Annotated in this window: 20 protein-coding genes; 2 read left to right on the forward strand and 18 right to left on the reverse strand. The window is 54.0% G+C overall.

The window, feature by feature from the left end; genetic code table 11:
- Window positions 1–6 precede the first annotated feature (6 nt).
- The 3 genes from aroQ to OCV66_RS12685 are packed head-to-tail and all read right to left on the reverse strand — an operon-like array spanning window position 7 to window position 1,803.
- The gene (gene aroQ / locus OCV66_RS12675; protein WP_054328078.1) at window positions 7–441 is read right to left on the reverse strand and encodes a type II 3-dehydroquinate dehydratase; all 435 of its coding nucleotides are present in this window, start codon (window positions 439–441) and stop codon (window positions 7–9) included.
- Window positions 438–1,298, reverse strand: a complete 861-nt coding sequence (locus OCV66_RS12680; protein ID WP_207724505.1) for a TIM barrel protein — start codon at window positions 1,296–1,298, stop codon at window positions 438–440. Before OCV66_RS12680 ends, aroQ begins: the two co-directional genes overlap by 4 nt.
- The gene (locus OCV66_RS12685) at window positions 1,291–1,803 is read right to left on the reverse strand and encodes a YqeG family HAD IIIA-type phosphatase (protein ID WP_054328081.1); all 513 of its coding nucleotides are present in this window, start codon (window positions 1,801–1,803) and stop codon (window positions 1,291–1,293) included. Before OCV66_RS12685 ends, OCV66_RS12680 begins: the two co-directional genes overlap by 8 nt.
- A 90-nt stretch (window positions 1,804–1,893) precedes the next feature.
- On the opposite strand from OCV66_RS12685, the gene OCV66_RS12690 reads away from it, so the two are divergent.
- Window positions 1,894–2,664: a glycoside hydrolase family 18 protein gene (locus OCV66_RS12690; RefSeq protein WP_054328082.1), complete on the forward strand. Its 771-nt coding sequence runs from the start codon at window positions 1,894–1,896 to the stop codon at window positions 2,662–2,664.
- On the opposite strand, the gene ybaK is transcribed toward OCV66_RS12690, so the two are convergent.
- From ybaK to OCV66_RS12715, 5 genes are all read right to left on the reverse strand, one after another.
- Complete coding sequence (ybaK, locus tag OCV66_RS12695) at window positions 2,651–3,130, reverse strand: Cys-tRNA(Pro) deacylase (RefSeq protein WP_054328083.1); 480 nt, start codon at window positions 3,128–3,130, stop codon at window positions 2,651–2,653. The genes OCV66_RS12690 and ybaK overlap by 14 nt on opposite strands.
- A gap of 115 nt (window positions 3,131–3,245) precedes the next feature.
- Window positions 3,246–5,096, reverse strand: a complete 1,851-nt coding sequence (locus OCV66_RS12700; protein ID WP_054328084.1) for an S-layer homology domain-containing protein — start codon at window positions 5,094–5,096, stop codon at window positions 3,246–3,248.
- 117 nt (window positions 5,097–5,213) lie between these two features.
- Window positions 5,214–6,389, reverse strand: a complete 1,176-nt coding sequence (locus tag OCV66_RS12705; RefSeq protein WP_243182465.1) for an ABC transporter permease — start codon at window positions 6,387–6,389, stop codon at window positions 5,214–5,216.
- A gap of 2 nt (window positions 6,390–6,391) precedes the next feature.
- Entirely contained in the window at window positions 6,392–7,114 is a 723-nt protein-coding gene (locus OCV66_RS12710; protein ID WP_054328085.1) for an ABC transporter ATP-binding protein, read from the reverse strand.
- Window positions 7,114–8,931 (reverse strand): efflux RND transporter periplasmic adaptor subunit, encoded by a 1,818-nt coding sequence (locus OCV66_RS12715; protein ID WP_054328086.1) that lies wholly within the window; start codon window positions 8,929–8,931, stop codon window positions 7,114–7,116. The genes OCV66_RS12710 and OCV66_RS12715 overlap by 1 nt, the downstream gene beginning before the upstream one ends.
- A gap of 170 nt (window positions 8,932–9,101) precedes the next feature.
- On the opposite strand from OCV66_RS12715, the gene OCV66_RS12720 reads away from it, so the two are divergent.
- Window positions 9,102–9,782, forward strand: coding sequence for a response regulator transcription factor (locus tag OCV66_RS12720; protein WP_147574485.1), 681 nt, complete (start codon window positions 9,102–9,104; stop codon window positions 9,780–9,782).
- A 324-nt stretch (window positions 9,783–10,106) separates the two neighbouring features.
- Here the strand turns inward: OCV66_RS12720 and OCV66_RS12725 are convergent, their stop codons facing one another.
- The 10 genes from OCV66_RS12725 to OCV66_RS12770 all read right to left on the reverse strand — a co-directional run bounded on the left by OCV66_RS12725 (window position 10,107) and on the right by OCV66_RS12770 (window position 20,000).
- Window positions 10,107–11,369 carry a DNA recombination protein RmuC gene (locus tag OCV66_RS12725; RefSeq protein ID WP_054328088.1) on the reverse strand — a complete coding sequence of 421 codons (1,263 nt, stop codon included), beginning with the start codon at window positions 11,367–11,369 and terminating at the stop codon, window positions 10,107–10,109.
- Between the two features lie 28 nt (window positions 11,370–11,397).
- The gene (locus OCV66_RS12730) at window positions 11,398–12,066 is read right to left on the reverse strand and encodes a GTP pyrophosphokinase (protein ID WP_054328089.1); all 669 of its coding nucleotides are present in this window, start codon (window positions 12,064–12,066) and stop codon (window positions 11,398–11,400) included.
- A 106-nt stretch (window positions 12,067–12,172) separates the two neighbouring features.
- Window positions 12,173–12,586, reverse strand: coding sequence for a DUF2178 domain-containing protein (locus OCV66_RS12735; RefSeq protein WP_054328090.1), 414 nt, complete (start codon window positions 12,584–12,586; stop codon window positions 12,173–12,175).
- Window positions 12,573–12,803, reverse strand: coding sequence for a helix-turn-helix transcriptional regulator (locus OCV66_RS12740; protein WP_054328091.1), 231 nt, complete (start codon window positions 12,801–12,803; stop codon window positions 12,573–12,575). Before OCV66_RS12740 ends, OCV66_RS12735 begins: the two co-directional genes overlap by 14 nt.
- A gap of 250 nt (window positions 12,804–13,053) precedes the next feature.
- Window positions 13,054–14,124 carry a LacI family DNA-binding transcriptional regulator gene (locus OCV66_RS12745; protein WP_054328092.1) on the reverse strand — a complete coding sequence of 357 codons (1,071 nt, stop codon included), beginning with the start codon at window positions 14,122–14,124 and terminating at the stop codon, window positions 13,054–13,056.
- 131 nt (window positions 14,125–14,255) lie between these two features.
- The gene (locus tag OCV66_RS12750) at window positions 14,256–15,212 is read right to left on the reverse strand and encodes an ABC transporter permease (protein WP_107631797.1); all 957 of its coding nucleotides are present in this window, start codon (window positions 15,210–15,212) and stop codon (window positions 14,256–14,258) included.
- A 17-nt stretch (window positions 15,213–15,229) separates the two neighbouring features.
- A complete protein-coding gene (locus tag OCV66_RS12755) occupies window positions 15,230–16,750 on the reverse strand; it encodes a sugar ABC transporter ATP-binding protein (RefSeq protein WP_390124573.1) in 1,521 nt (506 codons plus the stop codon).
- 124 nt (window positions 16,751–16,874) lie between these two features.
- Window positions 16,875–17,846: a substrate-binding domain-containing protein gene (locus OCV66_RS12760; RefSeq protein ID WP_054328096.1), complete on the reverse strand. Its 972-nt coding sequence runs from the start codon at window positions 17,844–17,846 to the stop codon at window positions 16,875–16,877.
- Window positions 17,847–17,917: 71 nt separating this feature from the next.
- A complete protein-coding gene (gene iolG / locus OCV66_RS12765; RefSeq protein ID WP_054328097.1) occupies window positions 17,918–18,931 on the reverse strand; it encodes an inositol 2-dehydrogenase in 1,014 nt (337 codons plus the stop codon).
- Between the two features lie 10 nt (window positions 18,932–18,941).
- Window positions 18,942–20,000 (reverse strand): zinc-dependent alcohol dehydrogenase, encoded by a 1,059-nt coding sequence (locus OCV66_RS12770; RefSeq protein ID WP_147574486.1) that lies wholly within the window; start codon window positions 19,998–20,000, stop codon window positions 18,942–18,944.
- Window positions 20,001–20,409 lie beyond the last annotated feature (409 nt).

Raw genomic sequence — 20,409 nt, forward strand, 5'->3', positions numbered from 1 at the left:
GCCGCCTCACCCGATGATCGCCTTGACCGCGTCCACAGCCAGCAGGTAGCTGTGCTTGCCGAAGCCCGCGATCACGCCCGCGCACACCGGCCCGATGACCGATTTGTGCCGGAACTCCTCGCGCGCATGCACGTTGGACATGTGGACCTCCACACAGGGCAGGCGCACTGACGCGATCGCATCCCGAAGCGCGTAGCTGTAATGCGTATACGCGCCCGCGTTGATAATGATGGCCGCGCAGTCCTCGCGCGCCGCGTGGATGCGGTCGATCAGCGCCCCTTCCACGTTGGACTGGAACACCGCGCAGCTCATGCCAAGGCGCTCGCACTTGGCCACGACCTCGGCGTTGATCGCGGCAAGCGTATCCGAGCCGTAGATGCCCGGCTCGCGCTGGCCGGTCAGGTTGAGGTTTGGTCCATGAATCAGCAGCACTTTTTTCATTTTTCCGTCTCCTTTTTATATAAGTCCATCATCATCCGCGCGTCCTCGGCCTGTGTGCCGGCCGATTCGCAGATAAAGGTCGGCGCATAGCCGCGCGCCGCCGTTTCCTGCGCAACCGGCAGGAAATCCGGCCCGTATACGGTATCCGAAAAGGTCAGGTGGCGCACCTCGCCTTTGTCATTGTATTCGATATGGGAAAAGTGCGCGTGCAGAATGCGTGTCCGCTCCGCACCGATGCCGTTTTCCAGCCGATCGAACAGGCGCGCCACATCCTCCCGCGTGGACATCCCGCCGCCTGTGCGGCAGTTCAGGTGTCCGAAATCGATGCACGGCAGCAGGCGCTCGTCTGCCGCCACCAGCTCGCAGACCTCCTCCGCTGAACCGAGCACGCTTTTTTTGCCCATGGTTTCCAGACAGACCGCGCAGCCGGTCAGGTGTTCCTCCTCCAGCGCACGCAGGATGTTTTTCACATTTTCATGCGTGTTGCGCATTGCGCGCTCGCGCGTCAGCTTTCCCTGGCCGCCGCAATGGACCACCATGCGCACCGCGCCCAGCGGCACGGCAAGTCGCGCCGTATCCAGCACATACCCGATGTTTTTCTCCATCCGCTCGCTTTCCTCAGAGGAAAGGTTGATGAAATACGGCGCGTGGATGCTCATCTGGACGCCGTGCGCACGCGCGGCCGCGCCGATCCTTTTTGCGGTATCTTCCCCGCATCGCACACCGCGGCCGCACTGGTATTCAAACGCAGTCAGCCCCCTGGCCGCAATCCAGGCGGGAGCGTCCTCGCTTTTTTTAAAGCCCTCGGCGGCAAAGGATTCCGAATTGCCGGCGGGTCCGAACCTTGCTTCAATCATGCCGCGCCCTCGCTTCCATCCGGCGCCTGCCGCGCTCGATAAAACCGCGTTCGAGCTGGTAGCGCACATTCACCCAGAAAAAGCGGCGGTCCAGCGTCTGCACATAGCAGGTCAGCGCGCCGACACGGTTGCCGCCGAACACGTCGGTAAAGATCTGGTCGCCCACCACGGCGGTCTGGGAGAGCGGCACGCCCAGCCGCTCAGCCGCGCGCTGGAACCCGCCGGAAAACGGCTTCCCCGCGCGACTGATGAAATCCACACCGAGCGCGGCGCAGAATTTCTCCACGCGCGCGGCCCTGTTATTGGAAAACACCAGCACCTTCATCCCCGCGTCGCGCAGCGCGCGCACAAACGGCGCCAGAGAATCCGGCGGCAGCGCAGCCTTATGCGAGGCCATCGTGCCGTCCAGGTCGATCAGCACGCTGCGCACATGGTTCTCGCGCAGCAATTGCGGGGTAATGTCATAAATCGACTCAAATACATAGTCGGGAATCAGTTTACTCATTCGTTTACTCCTGCGTTCTCACTTTGGGAATTGCCACATATAGTGTAATGGAATTTGTCCAAAAAGTCCAGAGCAAGGGAGTCGATCACAATGGTATATACGAAAAATCTCATCCTGGTATGCACCGGCCGCGACACGGTATATGCGGCGAAGCACGGCATCCCCGTGCTGCACCTCTGTCTTGGCATCACGCCCACCGGCGCGCTGCAGCGCCTGCAGCTTCCCACTGTGCAGGCGCGCTGCCTGCTGGGCCTGTGCGACCCGCCGCGTTCGCTCGCCGACTGCAATGCAGACAGGCTTGCCGCCGACCTGGTGTTCGAGGCAAAGCGCACGGACGCGCCCGGTGTGTTCGCGGATTTTGAGCACGATACCCCGCGCGGCCGGATGCTGCTCGCTGCGTTCGACAAGGCGCTGCACGAAGCGGAAATCCCGTTCTACGTCCCGCTCGCCTGCGGTCGGTCGCTGACGCATGCGATCCTCACCACGCCGACCGCGCTGTCCGGCGGCAGCCTGACCGACTACATCTCCTCCCTGCAGGGCATTTACGGTGCAGCCCGCATCGCGGCGTTCCTGCAGCCGGTCTCGCAGGATTTCACGCTTCCGTCCAACTCGCCCAACGGCAAACCGCTCACCAACACCGAGCGCGAAACCCTGCTCGGCCGCACCGGATCGCAGACCTTTTTCTCCCGCGAGCTGTGCGCCAAGTATTTCACCTATACGGACAGCGAGGGACGCGCGCACTTTGTCCTGTTCGACGATGCCTCCACGCTCGAGGCCAAGCTCGCGCAACTGTCCGGCTGCGGCGTGCAGGCCGTGTTCGCCCTGTTTCCGGACGCAAAGCAACTGCTCAGTCCGTCGTGACCGGCGCGGTCCTGGCCCGCGTCAGGCCGAGCAGGTCCGCCGGCGCGCACTCGATTTGGAAACCGATCCTGCCTGCGGAGACAATGACAGACGGCAGGCGGCTCACACTTTCGTCAAACACGGTCGGGAACGCCTTTTTCATCCCGACCGGCGAGCAGCCGCCGCGCACATACCCCGTCAGGCCGAGCAGTTCTCGGACATGCACCAGTTCGACCGCCTTTTCCCCCGCCGCCTTGGCCGCTTTTTTCAGGTCAAGCTCCTTCGCCACCGGAATGACGAACACATGGCAGCTGCCCGACCGGCCGCGCGCCACCAGCGTCTTGAACACCTGCGCCTCATCCTGTCCCAAAAGCCGCGCGACCGTTGCGCCGTCTACCGCTTCCTTGCCGTGTGGATACGCATGCGCCGTATAGGGGATCCTGTGCTGCTCCAGCACCCGCATTACATTGGTTTTATCCGAAGCCATCGTCCTCGCTCCTATCTGCGTTTTATACAGATATTATAGCTATTGTTTGTGCAACAAGCAAGAAATATCAAAGGGGTTTCTCTGAGGAGAAACCCCTTTTCCCGCACCGCCCGTTTTATTTTTCGCGCGCGATGATGATGCGGATGCGCCCGCAGTCCCCTGTATCCTTATCATAATAGCAGGTGATGCTGTATGAATCGAAATTGTTCCGCAGTTCGGTCAGTGAGAGCAGGCTGTAGCTCGCGTTTTCGGACCGGTATACCGCGCACTCATCCGAAAACAGCCAACTGTCCCCGTCCTTGGACACTCCGAGCTGCGTGATGGTATCCGGATTCTTGATCGCCTTCAGCGCGCTCACCGCGGAAAGCTGCCCGTCCTCGACCGTCAGCCTGGCCGGTCCGTTGGAGGCGCCCAGCGTCCTGCCGTTGGTGGAAAGCGTCTGTTTTTCTCCATTCACCAGGTAAGTATAGCTGCCGGAAACGCTCATATCGTCCGACTGCTCCTTGACGCTGGTGATGATGCCGTATTCATACAGGTCGCCGGTAAAATCGCGCAGGATCAGGTCGGTGATCTCGCCCGCGCCGTTCGTCGCGCAGTAGCGCACGTCCGTGGAGTCCAGCGCTGCGCCGTTTAAGCGGGAGTAATACACCCGCTTGGCGCTTGAGGCGTTGGTATCCAGGATGCGCACGTCCTTTGCCATCGTTTTGCTGCCGATCGTGTAGCCGGACACCGCCCCGCGCACCGTGGAGGACTTCAGGATAGAAACATCGGTTTCGGACGAGCCGAAACCGATGGATACCAGGTCCCCTGTGCTGATCGAGGTCCGTGTGCAGGGATATACATAGCTGTTGCCATCCATAGCCGTGACCGTAATGGTGCGCGAGGTATAGGCGTTGCCGACCGAATTGTAGTATGTGCCGGTCCCCGTGGCGGTCACCATGCCGACAACCTCGGACACATATTCGTCCGCCGGCAGCGCGGCGGCGACCTTGCCGTCGCGCCCGAGCAGCAGGGTCACGATATCGCCTACATTCAGCCCGCCCAGCGTGGACAGCTCGAAAGCGGCGTCGCTGGTTTCGATCTCATAGGTGTTGCCCGCGACCGTCACGGAGGTCGGGGACGCCGCCGAGGGCGAGGCGGACTGGTAGGTGCCTGTCACCGCGTTGGCATACGCCCATACCGCGGAGCCGGTGTAATACACCACGTCGTACCGTTGTATCGCATCCGCGGAGGATGTGTAGCCGTTGCGGTACACGGTTTTCCCCTCTGTCGAAACGATGCTGGATATGCCGTTTTCCACAATGTAGGGTCCCTTCATCGTATCAGAAACGATATTCAGGTAATCGATCTCATCGTTTTCGTTCAGCGTGTAACCCAGCATCTGCGCGTAGACCTGTCCGTCCTTGGTATCCGCGTTGAGCAGGTTGTAAAACAGGTACATCATGTTCCGCCGTGTCATGGCCGAACCCTGCGACGCGGTGACCTTGCTGTCCAGCCCCAGCGATTCGTACAGGGCGAGCTGCCCATACGGATAGGAGCCGGAAAAGTCCTCGGTCGTGTAACCGAGCAGCTTGAGTACGCCGGTCGCGGCCTCCTCCAGCGTGACGGTTTTGTCCGGCCGGAAGCTGCCGTCCAGATAGCCGGTCAGCCAGCCCTGCTGCACGGCGGTCTTGATATAGCCTGCCGCCCAGTGGGTATATGGCACATCCTTGAACGGGGAAGAATTGGATGCCCCCGCCACCTTGTCCTGATAGGTGGAGGCCGCAACGAGCATCTTCGCGTATTCCGCGCGGGTGACCGTTTTGTCTAGGTTCATATCCCCGTTTGGGTCGCCCACCATAATCTCCGTGGACCGGATCACCTGCTCGATCACACTATCCGATACCTCGGACGTGGCCAGCGCGGCGGGCAGGCCGCCCAGCAGCACTGCCGCCGCCGTCAGCAGCGAAAGCAGTTTTTTCTTCAAGAGTAACTCCTCCTTTTTTGTGCGCCCATCGCGGAGGCGAGGGCGGGTTATCCGAAAATGGTTTCCGCTGGAACTTTTTTCGGTATCCAAGGGGGAACCTGCCCCCTCGCGTGCTTTTCAGTCGTACCGCAGCGCGTCGATCGGGTTGAGCTTCGCCGCCTTGTTCGCGGGCATGAAGCCGAAGAACACGCCGATAAACACGGAAACGCCGAAGCTGATTGCAACCGCGCCCACGCTCGGCGTCGTGGTCATGCCAATGATCTGACCGGCGATCACCGCGACCACCGAGCCGAACACAATGCCGATCACGCCGCCCAGGGCGGAGGTCGTACCCGCTTCGATCACGAACTGCCGCATGATATCCTTTTTCTTCGCGCCGAGCGACTTGCGGATGCCGATTTCGCGGGTGCGCTCCGTGACCGAGACCAACATGATGTTCATAATGCCGATGCCGCCGACCAGCAGCGAGATGCCCGCGATGCCGACCAGCACCATGGTCATCATATTGGTCATTTCGGTCATGGAATCCACCATTTCCTGCATGTCAGAGATCATGTAATAATCGTCGTTCTGGAACACCGCATACAGCGCGTTATCGATCAGGGTGGTGCCTTCGCTGTTGAGGGACGCATCCCAGGTGGCAAACAGAAAGCTGGATATTGCGCCGAATGTCAGCTTGGAGGCCGTGGTATACGGCAGGTATACACAGTCGTCCGCCGAGCCTTCGGAGGAATCGTCCTGCTCCTCCAGCACGCCGACCACGGTCAGAGCGTTACCGTTGACCTTGATGGTCTGCCCGACCGCATCGCCGCCCAGCATATTCGCCACATAGGTCCCGACGACCGCCACCTTATTGCGGGCATCCAAATCTGCATAGCTGATGAAGCGGCCCTCCCGCATCGTCAGCTTGGATATCTCCGCGTACTGCTCGGAAACGCCGGTCACGCCCGTGGAGCTGAAAGAATCCGAATCCGTTCCTGTTTTCACCGAACCCATGACCGATACCGTCGGACTCATGCCCATAAAGGTATCCGTGTTTTCCTCATACAGCGCGTACATGTCGTCCGTATCCACCGTGCGCGAGGAGCCGCGTCCGGTTACGGTCACGGTCAGCGTATTGGTACCCATATCCTCGAACATGGAGGTCACCTCTCCCGTCATGCCCTGCATGAGCGAAACCAGGATAATGACCGACGCCACGCCGATGATAATGCCCAGCATGGTCAGAAACGCGCGCATCTTGCTGCCCGACAGGCTCTTGAACGCCAGCTTGAACGCCTGTGTGAACCCCATCGTCAGTCCCCCCTCGGAAACGCGTCGCGCGCCGCGCCGTCAAAAATGATTTTGCCATCCGCCACGCGCACGACGCGCTTGGCCTCCTGCGCGATGCCGTTGTCATGCGTGATAAGCACGATCGTATTGCCCTCGTCGTTGAGCTTTTTCAAAAAATCCAGCACCTCGCGGCTGGTGCGCGAATCGAGCGCGCCGGTCGGCTCGTCGGCCAGGATGACCGAAGGGTCGCCTGCCAGCGCCCGTGCGATGGAAACGCGCTGCTGCTGGCCGCCGGAAAGCTGCGTGGGCAGATTTTTCTCTTTGCCCGCGAGTCCGACGCGTTCGATCTGGAGCCGCGCCCTCTCGGCGCGCTCCTCAGCGGGTATGCCCGCGTAAAGCAACGACAGCTCGACGTTTTCCTGCACGTTCAGCTTGGGTATCAGGTTGTACTGCTGGAAAATAAAGCCCAGCGTCTTATTGCGGATCTCTGCCTGCTCGTCGTCGGTCAGCTCGGACACGTCCTCGCCATTGAGCAGGTACTGCCCGCTGGTCGGCACGTCCAGACAGCCAATAATGTTCATCAGCGTCGATTTGCCCGACCCCGACTGTCCGACGATGGCTACAAATTCTCCCTTGTATATCTTGAGCGAAACGCCATCCGAGGCATGCACCTCGGTATCGCCCATCTGGTATATCTTATAAATATCGCGCAGCTCAATCAGCGGCGTCCTGGTTTCGGTTGTCATCACGGCATACCGCCTCCGCCCGGCATGCCGCCGCCTGCCATACCACCGCCAGAGGGCATACCGCCCATGCCGCCCATATCACTGCCGGAGGGCATATTGCCCATATCGCCGCCTGGCAGCATGCCGAACTCATCGCCGGACGAGTTGCGCTGCACCTCGGGTACATAGACGATATCGCCGGGCTCGATGCCGGAGGTGATTTCAATATAACTGTCGTCCGACAGGCCGGTTTCAACCTCGACCGCCCGCCATCCGTCGGGCAGAAGCACGCCGCCCACCATGGCGTTTTCCGTGTTTTTCGCGCTGTCATCCTTGACATAAACCGTGTTCCCGCGCTGCACAGACGCGATCGGCACGGCGACCGCGTCCGCCGCCTCGTCCACCACGATGGTAGCGTCCACGTTCATGCCCGGCAGCAGGCCTTCCGGCGGGTTATCGATCTGCACGGTCACCGGATAGGTGGTCACACCGTTAGAGGTCGTACCCGCGACCGAAACCTTAGTCACAACGCCTTCGATCGTCGCCGTGTCCGTGAGCGAATCACAGGTGATATTGACCGCCTGGCCGACCTCTACCTCGTTCACATCCAGTTCGTCGAGCGAGATATCGAACGTCAGGTAGGAGAGGTCGTAAATGACCGCGAGCGTGGTCTGCCCATTGGTGGTGTCGAGCGTATCGCCCACCTTGGTGTTCTTGGTGATGACCGTGCCGTCAATCGGCGCGGTGATCGTGTAGTCGTCCAGCTTATCTACCGTATTCTGATAGGAAAGCTGCTGCTGTGCGAGCGACAGGCGGCTGCTCTCCACCTGCTGTTCGACCGAGGAAGAGGACAAAACCGCAATGACCGTGCCGGGCGAAACCTGCGCACCCTCGCTCACTTTCAGGCTCGTTACCGTACCCGAAGCGTCCGAGGTGATCGTGGATTCCGACCGGTATGTAAAGCTCGCGCCCTGGTTGCTGGCGATGCCGTTCACGGTCGCAGAGGCGGTTGAGGACGTTGAAAGCCCGCCCGGATTGCTGACCTGTATCGTCACATATTTGACGATCTGGTAACCGTCCAGCACGGTTTCGGCCGCGTCGATCGCCGTGACCGTGCCGCTCAGCGTCTCGAACGAGCTGTCCATTGTTACGGTTGCGGCCGCGCCGACGCCGAAGTTTTCCACCTCCGCGGAATTGAACGGCACCACCAGCTCCATCACGGAAGAATCACGCACATCCGCAATCGTCGCGCCCGCCTGCACTTCGTCGCCCACCTCAACATACAGTTCGGTAATCATGCCCGACTTTTTCGAGGTTACATTCAGGTCGTCCAGGCTTTCCAGCGTCTGGCTGTAGCTGTTCTGGCTCTGCTGTAGGGAAAGCTGCGCCTGCTCGACCGAGCTTTCCGCGTCTGAGCTGTCGATCTCATACATGACATCGCCCTTTTTTACCTCGTCGCCCTCCTCAAATGTGCAGGACAGCACCTCGCCCTGCACCGATGCGGTCACGCTGTACTGGTTGGCCGGCTCGATTGTTCCCGTCGCGGACAGCGTCAGTTGGATGTCCTGCCGGACCGCCTCGCTTTCCGTATAGGTCTGCGTTCCGTCCGCACCGCCGGCTGTCAAAATATGATGCACGCCCCAGCCTCCGGCAAGCAGCACCACCGCCACGGGGATGACCACCTTCTTTTTCAGCTTCCTGCGTTTTTTCTTTTTGCTGTGCGCGCCAGTCGGTGCCATATCCGCAGCCGCTTCTTCATTTTGCTTTTTCTTTCCCTGAAACAGCCTTTTTCCTTTCCATGGGGCTTTCCCGCGCAGTTTTTCAAACGGCAATTTCAAACCCTGTTCCCTCCCGTGCTGGTTTATCAATTCGCGCTCTATCATAAGCGCAGTATATTGAAAAAGCATTGAAGAAATCCGGCTTTAACAAATTTTCCACCGCTCATACACAAAAACTCCATACACAGCCTGCAAAATAAAGGCATCATCTGCCAAAGGAGGCGCCGGCTATGCGTGTTCTGCTTATCGGCCCCAGCCCTAATGAAAAAATCCTGCCGGCGCTGCGGCGCGATCATATCCTTGCCGACTGCCTGCCCCGGCCGGAGCAGACGCAGACCGGCTTTCCGGAAAACCTTTACGACGTGGTCGTCCTCTTTTCCGATACGGACGCCGCCCTGCCCGTCCGGCTCCGCATGGTGCGGGAGGATGGCGTTTCAGTTCCCATTCTTGTTGTCGCGCCGCGCTCCTCCGCGCGCGACCGCATCCGCGCGCTGGACGCCGGTGCGGACGATTTCCTGACCGAGCCGTTCCTGATCGCCGAGCTGCTGGCACGGGTACGCGCGCTCGGGCGGCGCGGACGCATCCTTCAGCCGCGGCTGCTGCGCGCGGGCGACCTGACGCTCGACCGCGGACATTTCCTCCTCTCCGGCCGCGCTGGCGAGGTGCGCCTCTCCAGCAAGGAGCTGCAGTTGGCGGAGCTGTTTCTGCTCCATCCCGGCCAAATCCTGCCGCGCGACACCTTACGGCAAAAGGTCTGGGGCTGCGATACCGAGGCGCGCTATAACAATATTGAGGTATACCTGTCCCTCCTGCGGCGCAAGCTGCGCGCGGTCGATTCCGTTGTCCAAATCCAAGCCGAGCGCGGCGTTGGCTACTATCTGGAGGTCCAGCCTAATCATATGCAGGCATAATAAAACGCCGCAACGGTCATCCCGCTGCGGCGTTCTTGCTTTTTACAGGCCGCGGTGCTTGCTGCGCTCGATCGGGCCGAACCAACTGTCCGCGATGCGCTTCAGCAGGGTCCACAGCCCGCCGAACCTCAAACCATAGTGTTTCATGCCATGCCCCTTCCTCCGTCCGCACTTCCTGTCCCGCGCCTTATGTATCACAAGGCTTGTCCTTGATTGTATTGTACCCCTTTTTTCTTGCTGTTTCCCTCTCAAAATAATGAAAATTTTCTTAAGATTTTGTTAATCTTCTTCTGAAAAAGGGGCTGTCCCCCATGGACAGCCCCTTTACTCCTCCGGCTCCGCCGCGTCCTCTCCCAAGGCGAGCACGGTTTCGCTCTCCGCTTCGCTCAGCTCGGTCACGCTTTTGAGCTTGCGCCGAATCGCGCGGGTGCGCGTGCCGACCAGCTTGTCCAGCTCGCGGCTGGCCTGGTCCAAACGGGTCTGCGTCTGCGTCAGGCAGGCCTCAAATTTATCAAACTCGGTCTTGACCGCCCCGAGCACGCTCCACACCTCACCAGACCGCTTTTGTATCGCAATCGTGCGGAACGACATTTGCAGCGAATTGAGTAGCGCCGCCATCGTACTCGGTCCCGCGATGTTCACATGGTAATCGCGCTGCAGCACCTCCACCATGCCGCGGCTGACCGCTTCCGCATACAACCCCTCGAACGGCAGGAACAGGATGCCGAAATCCGTCGTATATGGCGGCTCCAGATATTTGTCGCGGATATCCTTCGCTTCCGCCTTCAGCGTATTGACCAGCGTTTTGGCACAGGCGTCGAGCTGTTCGCGCGCGCCGTCCTCATAGGCGTCGCGCAGCGCGCCATACGTCTCGCCTGGGAATTTGGAGTCAATCGGCAGCCAGATAAAGCCCCCATCCTCCACTGGCAGCTTGACCGCGTATTCAACCACGTTGCGGCTCCCCGGCCGTGTGGCGACGTTCACCCCATACTGCTCGGGCGCAAGGATATCCTCCAGAATCGCGCCGAGCTGGATCTCGCCCACAATGCCGCGGGTCTTGACATTGGTGAGAACCTTTTTCAAATCGCCCACGCCCTGCGCCAGCGTCTGCATCTCACCGAGGCCCTTATAGACCTGTTCCAGCCGCTCATTGACCAGCTTGAACGATTCATTCATACGGTCGGACAGCGTTTTCTGCAGCTTTTCGTCCACGATCCGCCGCATATCGTCCAGCTTTCTATTGTTATCCTCCTGCAGGGCGCGCAGGTTTTTATCCACGGCTGCGCGGATGTTTTCCAGGCTTTGCGCCGTTTCCGCCGTAAAGCCGTGCAGCCGCTTTTCAAACTGCCCCAGCTGGTCGGTCACGCCGCCCATCCTGCCGGACAGGCTTTTCTCCATCGCGGAAAGCTGGTCCAACTGCGCCGCGCGGCCTTCCTTCAGATTTTGGCTGACCAGCGTCCCCAGCGCCGCGATGGTGCCGCTGTCCTCCTGCCGTTCCTGGACCGCGGGTTTCCGCGTCAGCAGGATGATGACCAGCGCCAGCAGGATGATGACCAGTACCAGCGTGGCCACAGATAGGTATTGCATTGTCTCGGTCCTTTCTCAGCTTTGTGTTTTACCGCAGGACATGCAGCTCCTTAGCAATGCGCTGCATCTCCTCATCGGTCGCCGCGATAACATCCGCGCACTCTTTCAGGTCGTCCGATATGTGCGGCGGCACCTGCACATCGGATTTATACCGAAGCTGATGCTCCAGACTCGCCCAGAAATCCATGGCAATCGTCCGCAGCTGCAGCTCGATCCGCACCGGCTTGGTTGTTTCCGACAGGAAAATCGGCACCTCCAGGATCAGGTGCAGGCTGCGGTAACCATTCGGCTTGGGGTTGGCAATATAGTCCTTCTTTTCGATCAGTGTCAGGTCGCTTTGCCGCATCAGCATATCCGCCACCGTATAGATATCTTGGATAAAGGGGCAGATCACGCGGATGCCGCCGATGTCGTTCAGGTTATCCATCATGGACTGTAAAGAAATCGGGAAGCCGCGCCGCTTGAGCTTTTTGATAATGCTGCGCGGCGATTTGATACGGCTTTTGATCGAATCAATCGGACTTGGCTTGCCGGAGATATTCGATTCGTCGCTCAAAATATCCAGCTTTGTCTTGATCTCTCGGATTCCCGCCTCATACAGCAGCATGATCTGCTGCAACTGCATGGCGGATTCCATCAGTTTCTCCGCGTCGTGTTCACCCAGCATATCCATTTCGAGAAAATCGGTCAGTTCCATTGCATTCCTCCTGCATACAGGCATTACATCCCTTCGGTGTCTATTATAGCATAAAAGCGCTAACTGGGCAATCCAGCCGGCATCGCCCGTGCAAAAGCAGGCAAAATCAGAGCTTTTTGTTATAGTACAGCAAGGTAATGCATTCGATAATCAGCATTGTTGTAAAAATGAGGCCAAAGGCTACCAGCATGCCTCCAAAGAACGCCTCCATTGCCTGCATCCCAAAAATACTAAGCAGCATACAAACAAAGCACACCAGTTCCGCGATACCCAGCGCACGGCTTTTAGCGCGCCACTCGACCAAACGATTTCGCTCGTCCAGTTCCGCGATCTTGTCCTCGCGCGACATCTCCCGGGAAAAGCTGCGGAGCAGTCCGCTGCCGCCGATCAGCAGGCATAAAATCATCATAACCGTTCCTTTCAGGTCAAATCCTTTCCATATGCTGATCATCAGCTGGAGCGTGCCAAGCACTATAAAACCAATTCCATACCAGAACGTTTTTTTGTTATAGATTTTCATACCGCTTATCCTCCTCTTCCCTGTTTTCTTTCAGACAATAGAGTTCCTCGATCGATGTGCCGAACTGCTCCGCTAAACGGTAGGCCAGCAGCAACGAGGGGTTGTACTGCCCCTTTTCCAACGAGATAATCGTTCTGGCAGACACATGGACCCGCTCCGCCAATTGCTGCTGTGTTATACCAGCAGCCGTACGCAATTCTTTTACTCGGTTTTTCACTATACCACCGCCGAATATGAAGCAAGCTTCACATGAAGTATGCTTCATATTATATAACAATTATCCAAACTGTCAAGAAAAAAACGATTCTCTATATTACAGATCTACAAAATTTTTTACAAACCCATTTACGAATCATTTCTTCTATTCGCTCCATCCATATCAGCATCAAAAACACGGATTGCAGGCGTCGAAAAGCAGCCTGCAATCCGTGTTATGAAATGATTTCAAGTCCATCGTACGGTTATAGTTACCAGTTCATATCCCATTCCGCTTTTACGCTGGGGTCAGTTGAATTGCGTATTATCAACTCTCCCTCCAAGCAAATCATCATTCTGGCGGACTGGTCATTATTGACCCGACGCATAAAAAGCTCGAACGCCTGCGCTCCCATTTCTTCTTTCGGTATATGAATGGTGGTCAACGACGGCGAAATCAGCGAAGCCGGTGTGTTATCGTTAAATCCCACCACTGCAATATCTTCCGGAATCCGGATCTGTTGCTGCTTCAAATAGTTAATCGCGCCAATCGCCATTTGGTCGTTGCCTGCAACAACCGCATCGATTGTTCGTCCTGTATTTAAGAGCTGCTTCATGGCCTCATAGCCGCTTTCGCAGGTATAACGTCCCTCAACAATCAGATGGTCATCCACGCTCAGCCCCTTGAGCAACAAGGAAGATATAAAGCCTCTGCGCCGGTTTTTACCCATCATGTATTGGTTTGGCGCTGCGATATGCGCGATGTTCCTGCGTCCGCTCTCAATGAGGTAATTAGTTGCTTTCATGGTCCCTTCCAAATCGTTAACAACCACTGCGTCTAATTTGGGACTGATCGCTGCTTCAAGGCAGATAATATGCATCGGCTGTGATGAAAAATTGATTGCGTGAAGAAAATCCAAATATTCCGCGGTTTCAATTTGATCCACATCCGCGCAAGACGACAACATAACGCCATCATAATTACGCGAGCGCAACAGATTAATAACTCGTCTTTCCTGGTTAATATCGCCTTTTGTATTAAAGATACTGACCGTGTAATCCTCTTTATCCGCAGCGACCTGAATACTTTTTAAAAGATTCGGAAAAAAGATGCTGGTGATAGAGGGAATAACGACGGCAATTTGCTGGGATTTTCCTGTCTTCAGCTGGCGACCAACTAAATTAGTTTCATAATTCAGTTCTTTAACCGCCTTCATAACCCGTTTTGTCAGAGCGAGACTAACCGGTCTGGTCCCATTCAGCACATTAGATACAGTAGAAATTGACACGCCGGCGTGCCGCGCTACATCCTTTATACCAACAGACTTTTCCGTAAGTATCATATTTCGGGCTTCTTTCTAATAAATTAGCTTACCCCGTTCTGCTACTTGCAAATTCAGGGTTGAATATAGCTGTTTTATTATATCTGATTTTTTTTTGAAATTCAATCTTCATCTTTACATAATTCCCCAATTCAATCCGTCCGTTTGCGGGAATCGAGAAATACCGCTATAACAATAACAGCACCCTTGACCACACTCTGCAAATTGGAGTCGATCTGCAGCATGGTCATGCCATTTACCAAAATACCCAAAATCAAAGCGCCAAATACCGTATTGACAACTTTTCCACTACCGCCGGAAAAACTGGCGCCACCTAAAATTACGCAAGTAATCGCATCCATTTCATAGGCGTTGCCAACAGAAGGATTCCCCGAGCGCATTCTGGCTGTCAGCACAACAGCGGCTACCCCCGTGCAAATACCGGCAATCACATACCCCATGAAATTACATAGACGAACATTAATACCCGAGACCTTTGCAGCAGTTGCGTTTCCTCCAATTGCATATATCGAAGTTCCGTATTTTGTGCGCTCCAAAATAATGTAAATGATAATCGCCATCAAAACAAATATCCACGCTGCAATAGGTAATCCCAAGAAAGAATCTGTCCCGATGCTTTCAAATGCGTCATAAAACCCATTGATGTTTTTGCTATCGGTAATCAGCAAGGCCGCTCCTCTTGCTGCTGACATCATTCCCAGCGTTGCGATAAAAGCAGGAACGTTGCCATACGCTATAAAAAATCCGTTAATCACTCCTGTCAAGGCTCCAATAACTATTGCAATCAAAAACACCAACGGGATGGGAAGCTCCGCTCGAACCGCCAAAGCTGCAAAAACGCCGCACAGCGCTACCACCGAACCTCCGGAAAGGTCAGTACCGCCACTGACAATGGGGAACATAATGCCCAAGGCAATAATACCGATCACAGCCTGTTGACGAATGATATTAACCAGATTCGTGCTTTTTAAAAACGAATCCCCTTTCAGGATACTCATAGCCAACACCAGCGCCAACAAAATTAAAATAGCGCTGTACTCTTTAATAACGACCTGCAGTCTGTCTTTCATTGCAAGCGACTTTTTCATCAAGAATTCCTCCCCATTTAATCTGCTGTACCGGTTGCGTAGCGCATGATCTTTTCTTGAGAGAAATCCTTACGCTCAATGATGCCGACGGCTTTCCCCTCGCTCATTACCAGTATTCGATCGCTCATCCCCATGACCTCCGGCATTTCTGAGGAAACGATGATAACGCATTTCCCTTGCTTGGCAAGGTTTGTCAGCAGCCTGTGAATCTCGGATTTACTTCCCACATCGATACCGCGTGTGGGCTCATCGAAAATAAGGATATCGGGGCTGGTTAGCAGCCATCGTCCGACCAATACCTTTTGTTGATTTCCCCCTGACAGATTTGAAATCGGTGTGTTAATTCCGGGGGTCTTTATCGAAAGGAGCTTTTTCATCTCTTCCGCAGAATGCACGGTCATTTTCCGCATGATAAAGGGCCCTTTTGCATGTTTGGATAATGAGGCAGCCACTGTATTCAAACGCACGCTTAACGATAAAAAACAGCCGCTTTGTTTTCTATCTTCCGTAAGGAGGCAAAACCCATATCGAATTGCATCACTGGGCGATTTAATCCGCGCTTCTTTTCCATCCACATAAATTTTACCCGCAGACTTTTTTCGAACGCCAAACAGTGTTTCAACGACCTCAGTACGCCCTGCGCCCATCAGGCCGGCCAAGCCAAATATTTCTCCCCTGCGAACTTCAAAGCTGACATCATGAAATTCGTTATTACGGCTTAGCCCTTCTACCTTCAAATAAACTTCTCCGATTTCCGCTTCTTCCTTGGGAAAAATATTGGTAATTGTACGGCCAACCATCATTTGAATCAACTCATCATAAGTAATATCGCTTGCCAGCTTTGTTCCAATGTATTGACCGTCACGAAACACCGATATATCATCGGAGATTTCAAATACCTCGTCCATCTTATGTGTGATGTAAATGATACTGACTTGCTCATCCCTGAGCTTGCGAATAATTTTGAATAGATGCGCGACTTCTGTTTCTGTGATGGCGGAGGTCGGCTCGTCCATGATAATCAGTTTTGCATTATATGAAATTGCTTTGGCAATCTCACAAAGCTGCTGCTTGGCAACACTCAAGGTTTTCATTTTTGCATCTGGATCTATATCAATCTCCAGTCGATTAAAAAGTTGAAGAGCCGCTTCATGCATCGCTTTATCGTTTTTGATCCAGAGCCCTTTCAAACATATTTCCTTGCCTAAAAAAATGTTTTCATATACTTTGAGTTCCTGCACCGTGCTTAGCTCCTGATGAATCATGGCCAGGCCGTCATCCAGAGCTTCTCTTGGCCCTTTATAGTGTACTTCTTTCCCGTTAAAAATGATTTTCCCACTGTCCCGCGAATAAATTCCCAACAAGATTTTCATCATTGTGGACTTGCCAGCGCCATTCTCCCCCATCAGAGCATGGACGGTTCCCTTTCTTACGCGCAAATCCACATCTGACAGAGCGATCACCCCGGGAAACGCTTTACAAATACCGCTTGCCTCCAAAATATACTCTTGTCCCAAAAGTACTCCTCCTTGCCGCATGATAGTTTACAAATGGTTGCCCGCTTTTGCGGACAACCATTTGCGCAGAAAGAGACAGTGCTGCTTTTCCATTCTTAATACAGGAAGCGCAGCAGCGTTCCGACCTATGTATTTTTAGGTGTGTTTAACTCCACAATGCCAAATATTCATCCACATTATCTCTATTAACCAGCAGATCTTTCAGGACGACATCTTCCGGCTGCCCGCCTTTGGCCAGTGCCAGCGCAGCATCCAGCGATTCATAGGCCAAGCCTTTCGCGTCTGCATAAAAAGTAAGCGTCATATCGCCATTCTTTACATATTCGCAGCCCATCTGAAGGCCATCAATACCCGCGACAACAACATCGTCTATCCCTGCATCCTGCAGCGCCAAAATCGCGCCGATTGCCATTTCATCGCAGGCCGCGCAGATCGCATCAAATTCAATGCCAGAGGTAATCCAGGTTTCTACGATCGAAATGGCGTCTTCACGCAACCAATCTCCATCCTCGCGTGCAACCAGTTCACATTCAGGCGATGCTTCCAAGGCAGACATTGAACCTTCTTCTCTTTCAGAGGCAACCAGCGTACCCTCCGTACCCGCCAGATATGCGATCTTACCGGAGCCGCCAATGGCATCGATAACCGCCTGCATCTGCGCTTCGCCAGTCTCTACACCATTTGCACCGACAAAACAATCCGCATCTTCCGCATCCTGCTGCATGGCTACATAATTGATCCCCGCTGCTTTGACGGAATCAAGAATAGAAAGCGAGGCTTCATAATCGACAGGCTTAAGGCAAACGCTGTCAATTCCCATTTCAATCCAGCCTTCTACGACAGCCATTTGTGTGGACACATCAGATTTACCATCGCCAATGATGACTTCCACATCCGGGTGTTCATCCGCCCATTGCTCAACATAATCGATAACAGACGAAACCCAGGTATCATTCAAATCGTTTACTGTGTAGCCGATAACGATTTTATCTTCTGCTGCCTCGTCCTGCGGCAAATCAGTGGAAGCATCGTTTCCGGATGCTCCATCTGACGAACATCCAGCAAACAGGCTCATCAGCATTGCAAATACCACAAACAAAGCGATTCTTTTTTTCATGATTTTCCTCCTCTTCTCGTCCCTACATTCATGGTAGAACTGCTTTTGTTATTGATCCCCTGCTTTCCGGATCAGGGGATCTCATCAAGTTTGACAGCGCGGTTTTCTCTCCAGGAAAGTGTCGCCGCTTTTGCTATCCGCACTGCTTGCAGCCCGTCATAGGCCGTAACCGGCGGTTCCGCACCATTATTCACCACATCAAAAAATGTCGCTTGCGCATGCACGAAAGCATCTGCATAGCGCTCCAGAAAGAAATATACCGGCTTATCTTCATGAACGCCGTCTTCATTATGTATGCTTACTGTTGTCTCCGGCACATTCCCTACCTGTGCAAAACCTTTTGAGCCATGGACCTCGGTACGTTGGTCATATCCGCAATTCGACTGACGGCTCAGATCAATCAGTCCAACCGCTCCACTATCGAATTTCAAAACAGCCAGAGCCGTATCGATATCACCATACTCTGTCAATACAGGATCAATCAATGCGTTACCGCAGGCATATACCTCAGAGACTTCAGAACCTGAAAAAAATCTGGCAAGATCAAAGTCGTGAATCATGGAATCAAAATAAATTCCTCCACTCGAGGCAATATATTCATAAGGAGGCAGCGCGGGATCTCTTGAACAGAGTTTAATGATTTGAGGAACCCCAATTTTTCCACTGGACACTGTATTTTTCAGTTTTTGTTGGTTTACATCGAAACGGCGCATAAAGCCCATCAGAAATTTTATGCCGGATTTTTGTATTGCTCCAATGGCCTGGTAAATTTTTTCGATGTCAGAATCCAGCGGTTTTTCACAATATATATTTTTACCGGTTTCGCAAGCCCTCATGATATAGGTGCAGTGCGTTGGTGTCGGTGAGCAAATAAATACAGCATCTATTTCCGCGTCCTCGAAAACACAGTTTGCGTCCACACCCGTATTTTCTATGCCAATTCGACCAGCCCACTGTCGAGCTTCTTCGGTCAGGTATGGATCAATAATGTATTTAATTCGGACATCCCGTTGAAACCGAACCAATGCTTCAGCGTGAACTCTCGCGATACGGCCAGCGCCCAGGATTGCAACAACATTTTTCATAAAATACCCCTCAGTATTCCTCCGGATACATTACTACTTTCAAAGCCTTACCTGCCCGCAGCAGCTCAAGCCCTTTTTCATACTCGCTGAGCGGGAAGGTATGTGTTACAATCTCCTCCAACGGCAGTATTCCACTTTCTATAATACGAGCTGTTTTTTCAAAATAATATTTTCCAAGGAACCCACCAAAAATCGCTGCCTCTTTGCGAACAATCTCTGCCAGCCGTACCGGCGGCATAGCCGTTTCGTCATGTCCGAACATCACGATTTTTCCTCCAGGGCGAATCATGTCAATCGCTGTGGGCAACAGTTGCCCTACCGCTTCAATACAATGGTCCACCCCCAGTCCATCCGTTTCCTCTAAGCAGACTGCCTTCAAATCTTCCTTAGCAGGATCAACCACACGGGTGGCACCGCACTTTAACGCTTTTTCTCTGCGGTATTCATACGGCTCCGACACGATAACCTTTGTCGCACCATTTGCTTTTGCCATTGCCGCAAAAAGGAGTCCCATAGGGCCTGCCCCCAGAACACAAGCCGTATCCCCTGCTTGAATATCCAGTTTTTCAATAGCATAACCAACACAAGAAAGCGGTTCAGCCAAGGCGGCAAGCTGCCAAGGGGTATCTTTGCTGATCTTGTAAACGGAATGTGCTGGAACACAGGTATAGCTTGTCAATGCACCGTCCGCAAAAAGCCCCCTCGTAACTCCATGCTCCGGCCACGGCGTATCCTGCTGGCTGTATAGCGTAGTACACTGGCCCGGACGGTCGCTCCGGCAATTTTTACAGCATCCGCATGGCGGGTGCGGATCAACAATAACTCTGTCCCCGGGCTTCAACCAATCCACTGCCTCCCCTACCGCGGCAACCTCACCACAGTATTCATGGCCAAAAATAATACCAGGCTTTGCCGGATGCATTGGCGGATCCATCAAAACATGCAGATCCGTACCGCAAATACCTACGCCCAGCACTTTAATCTGAACGTCATCCGGCTTTTCCACCTGTGGTACTGGACGATCCTCATAAGCATATTCCCCCGGTTTTTTGAAGATAATTGCTTTCATGGTGTTCCACGCCTCCAGTTGAGTAAAATTCAATACGGTTATACTTAAGTAAAAAGATCATTACATGCTTTACCATAAATGCAGGCTGTTTTGATAAAAACGTTTTTATTTGTTGTCGCCATTATACCCCCCCCCCCCCCCCCCAGAAATGCAATATTAATTTTGTTAAATCCATCATTTTTGTTAAATATATGATATATCCTCTTCTTGTTATTGTGATTTATAACCAATTGACACCCTTTTTCTCTTCATGATATATTTTCATTAAGAATAAAAACGTTTTTTGTTTGTGGGCCAAACCAATGAAAGGAGCAATATTTCATGCAAGAGAAGTACTTAACGACAGCGTATCCGAACATATTTTTTGAGGATAACAAGGTAGGACGGCTGAAGAAACGGCTGTGGGACG

The sequence above is a fragment of the Agathobaculum ammoniilyticum genome (assembly GCF_025567315.1).
Taxonomy (GTDB): domain Bacteria; phylum Bacillota; class Clostridia; order Oscillospirales; family Butyricicoccaceae; genus Agathobaculum; species Agathobaculum ammoniilyticum.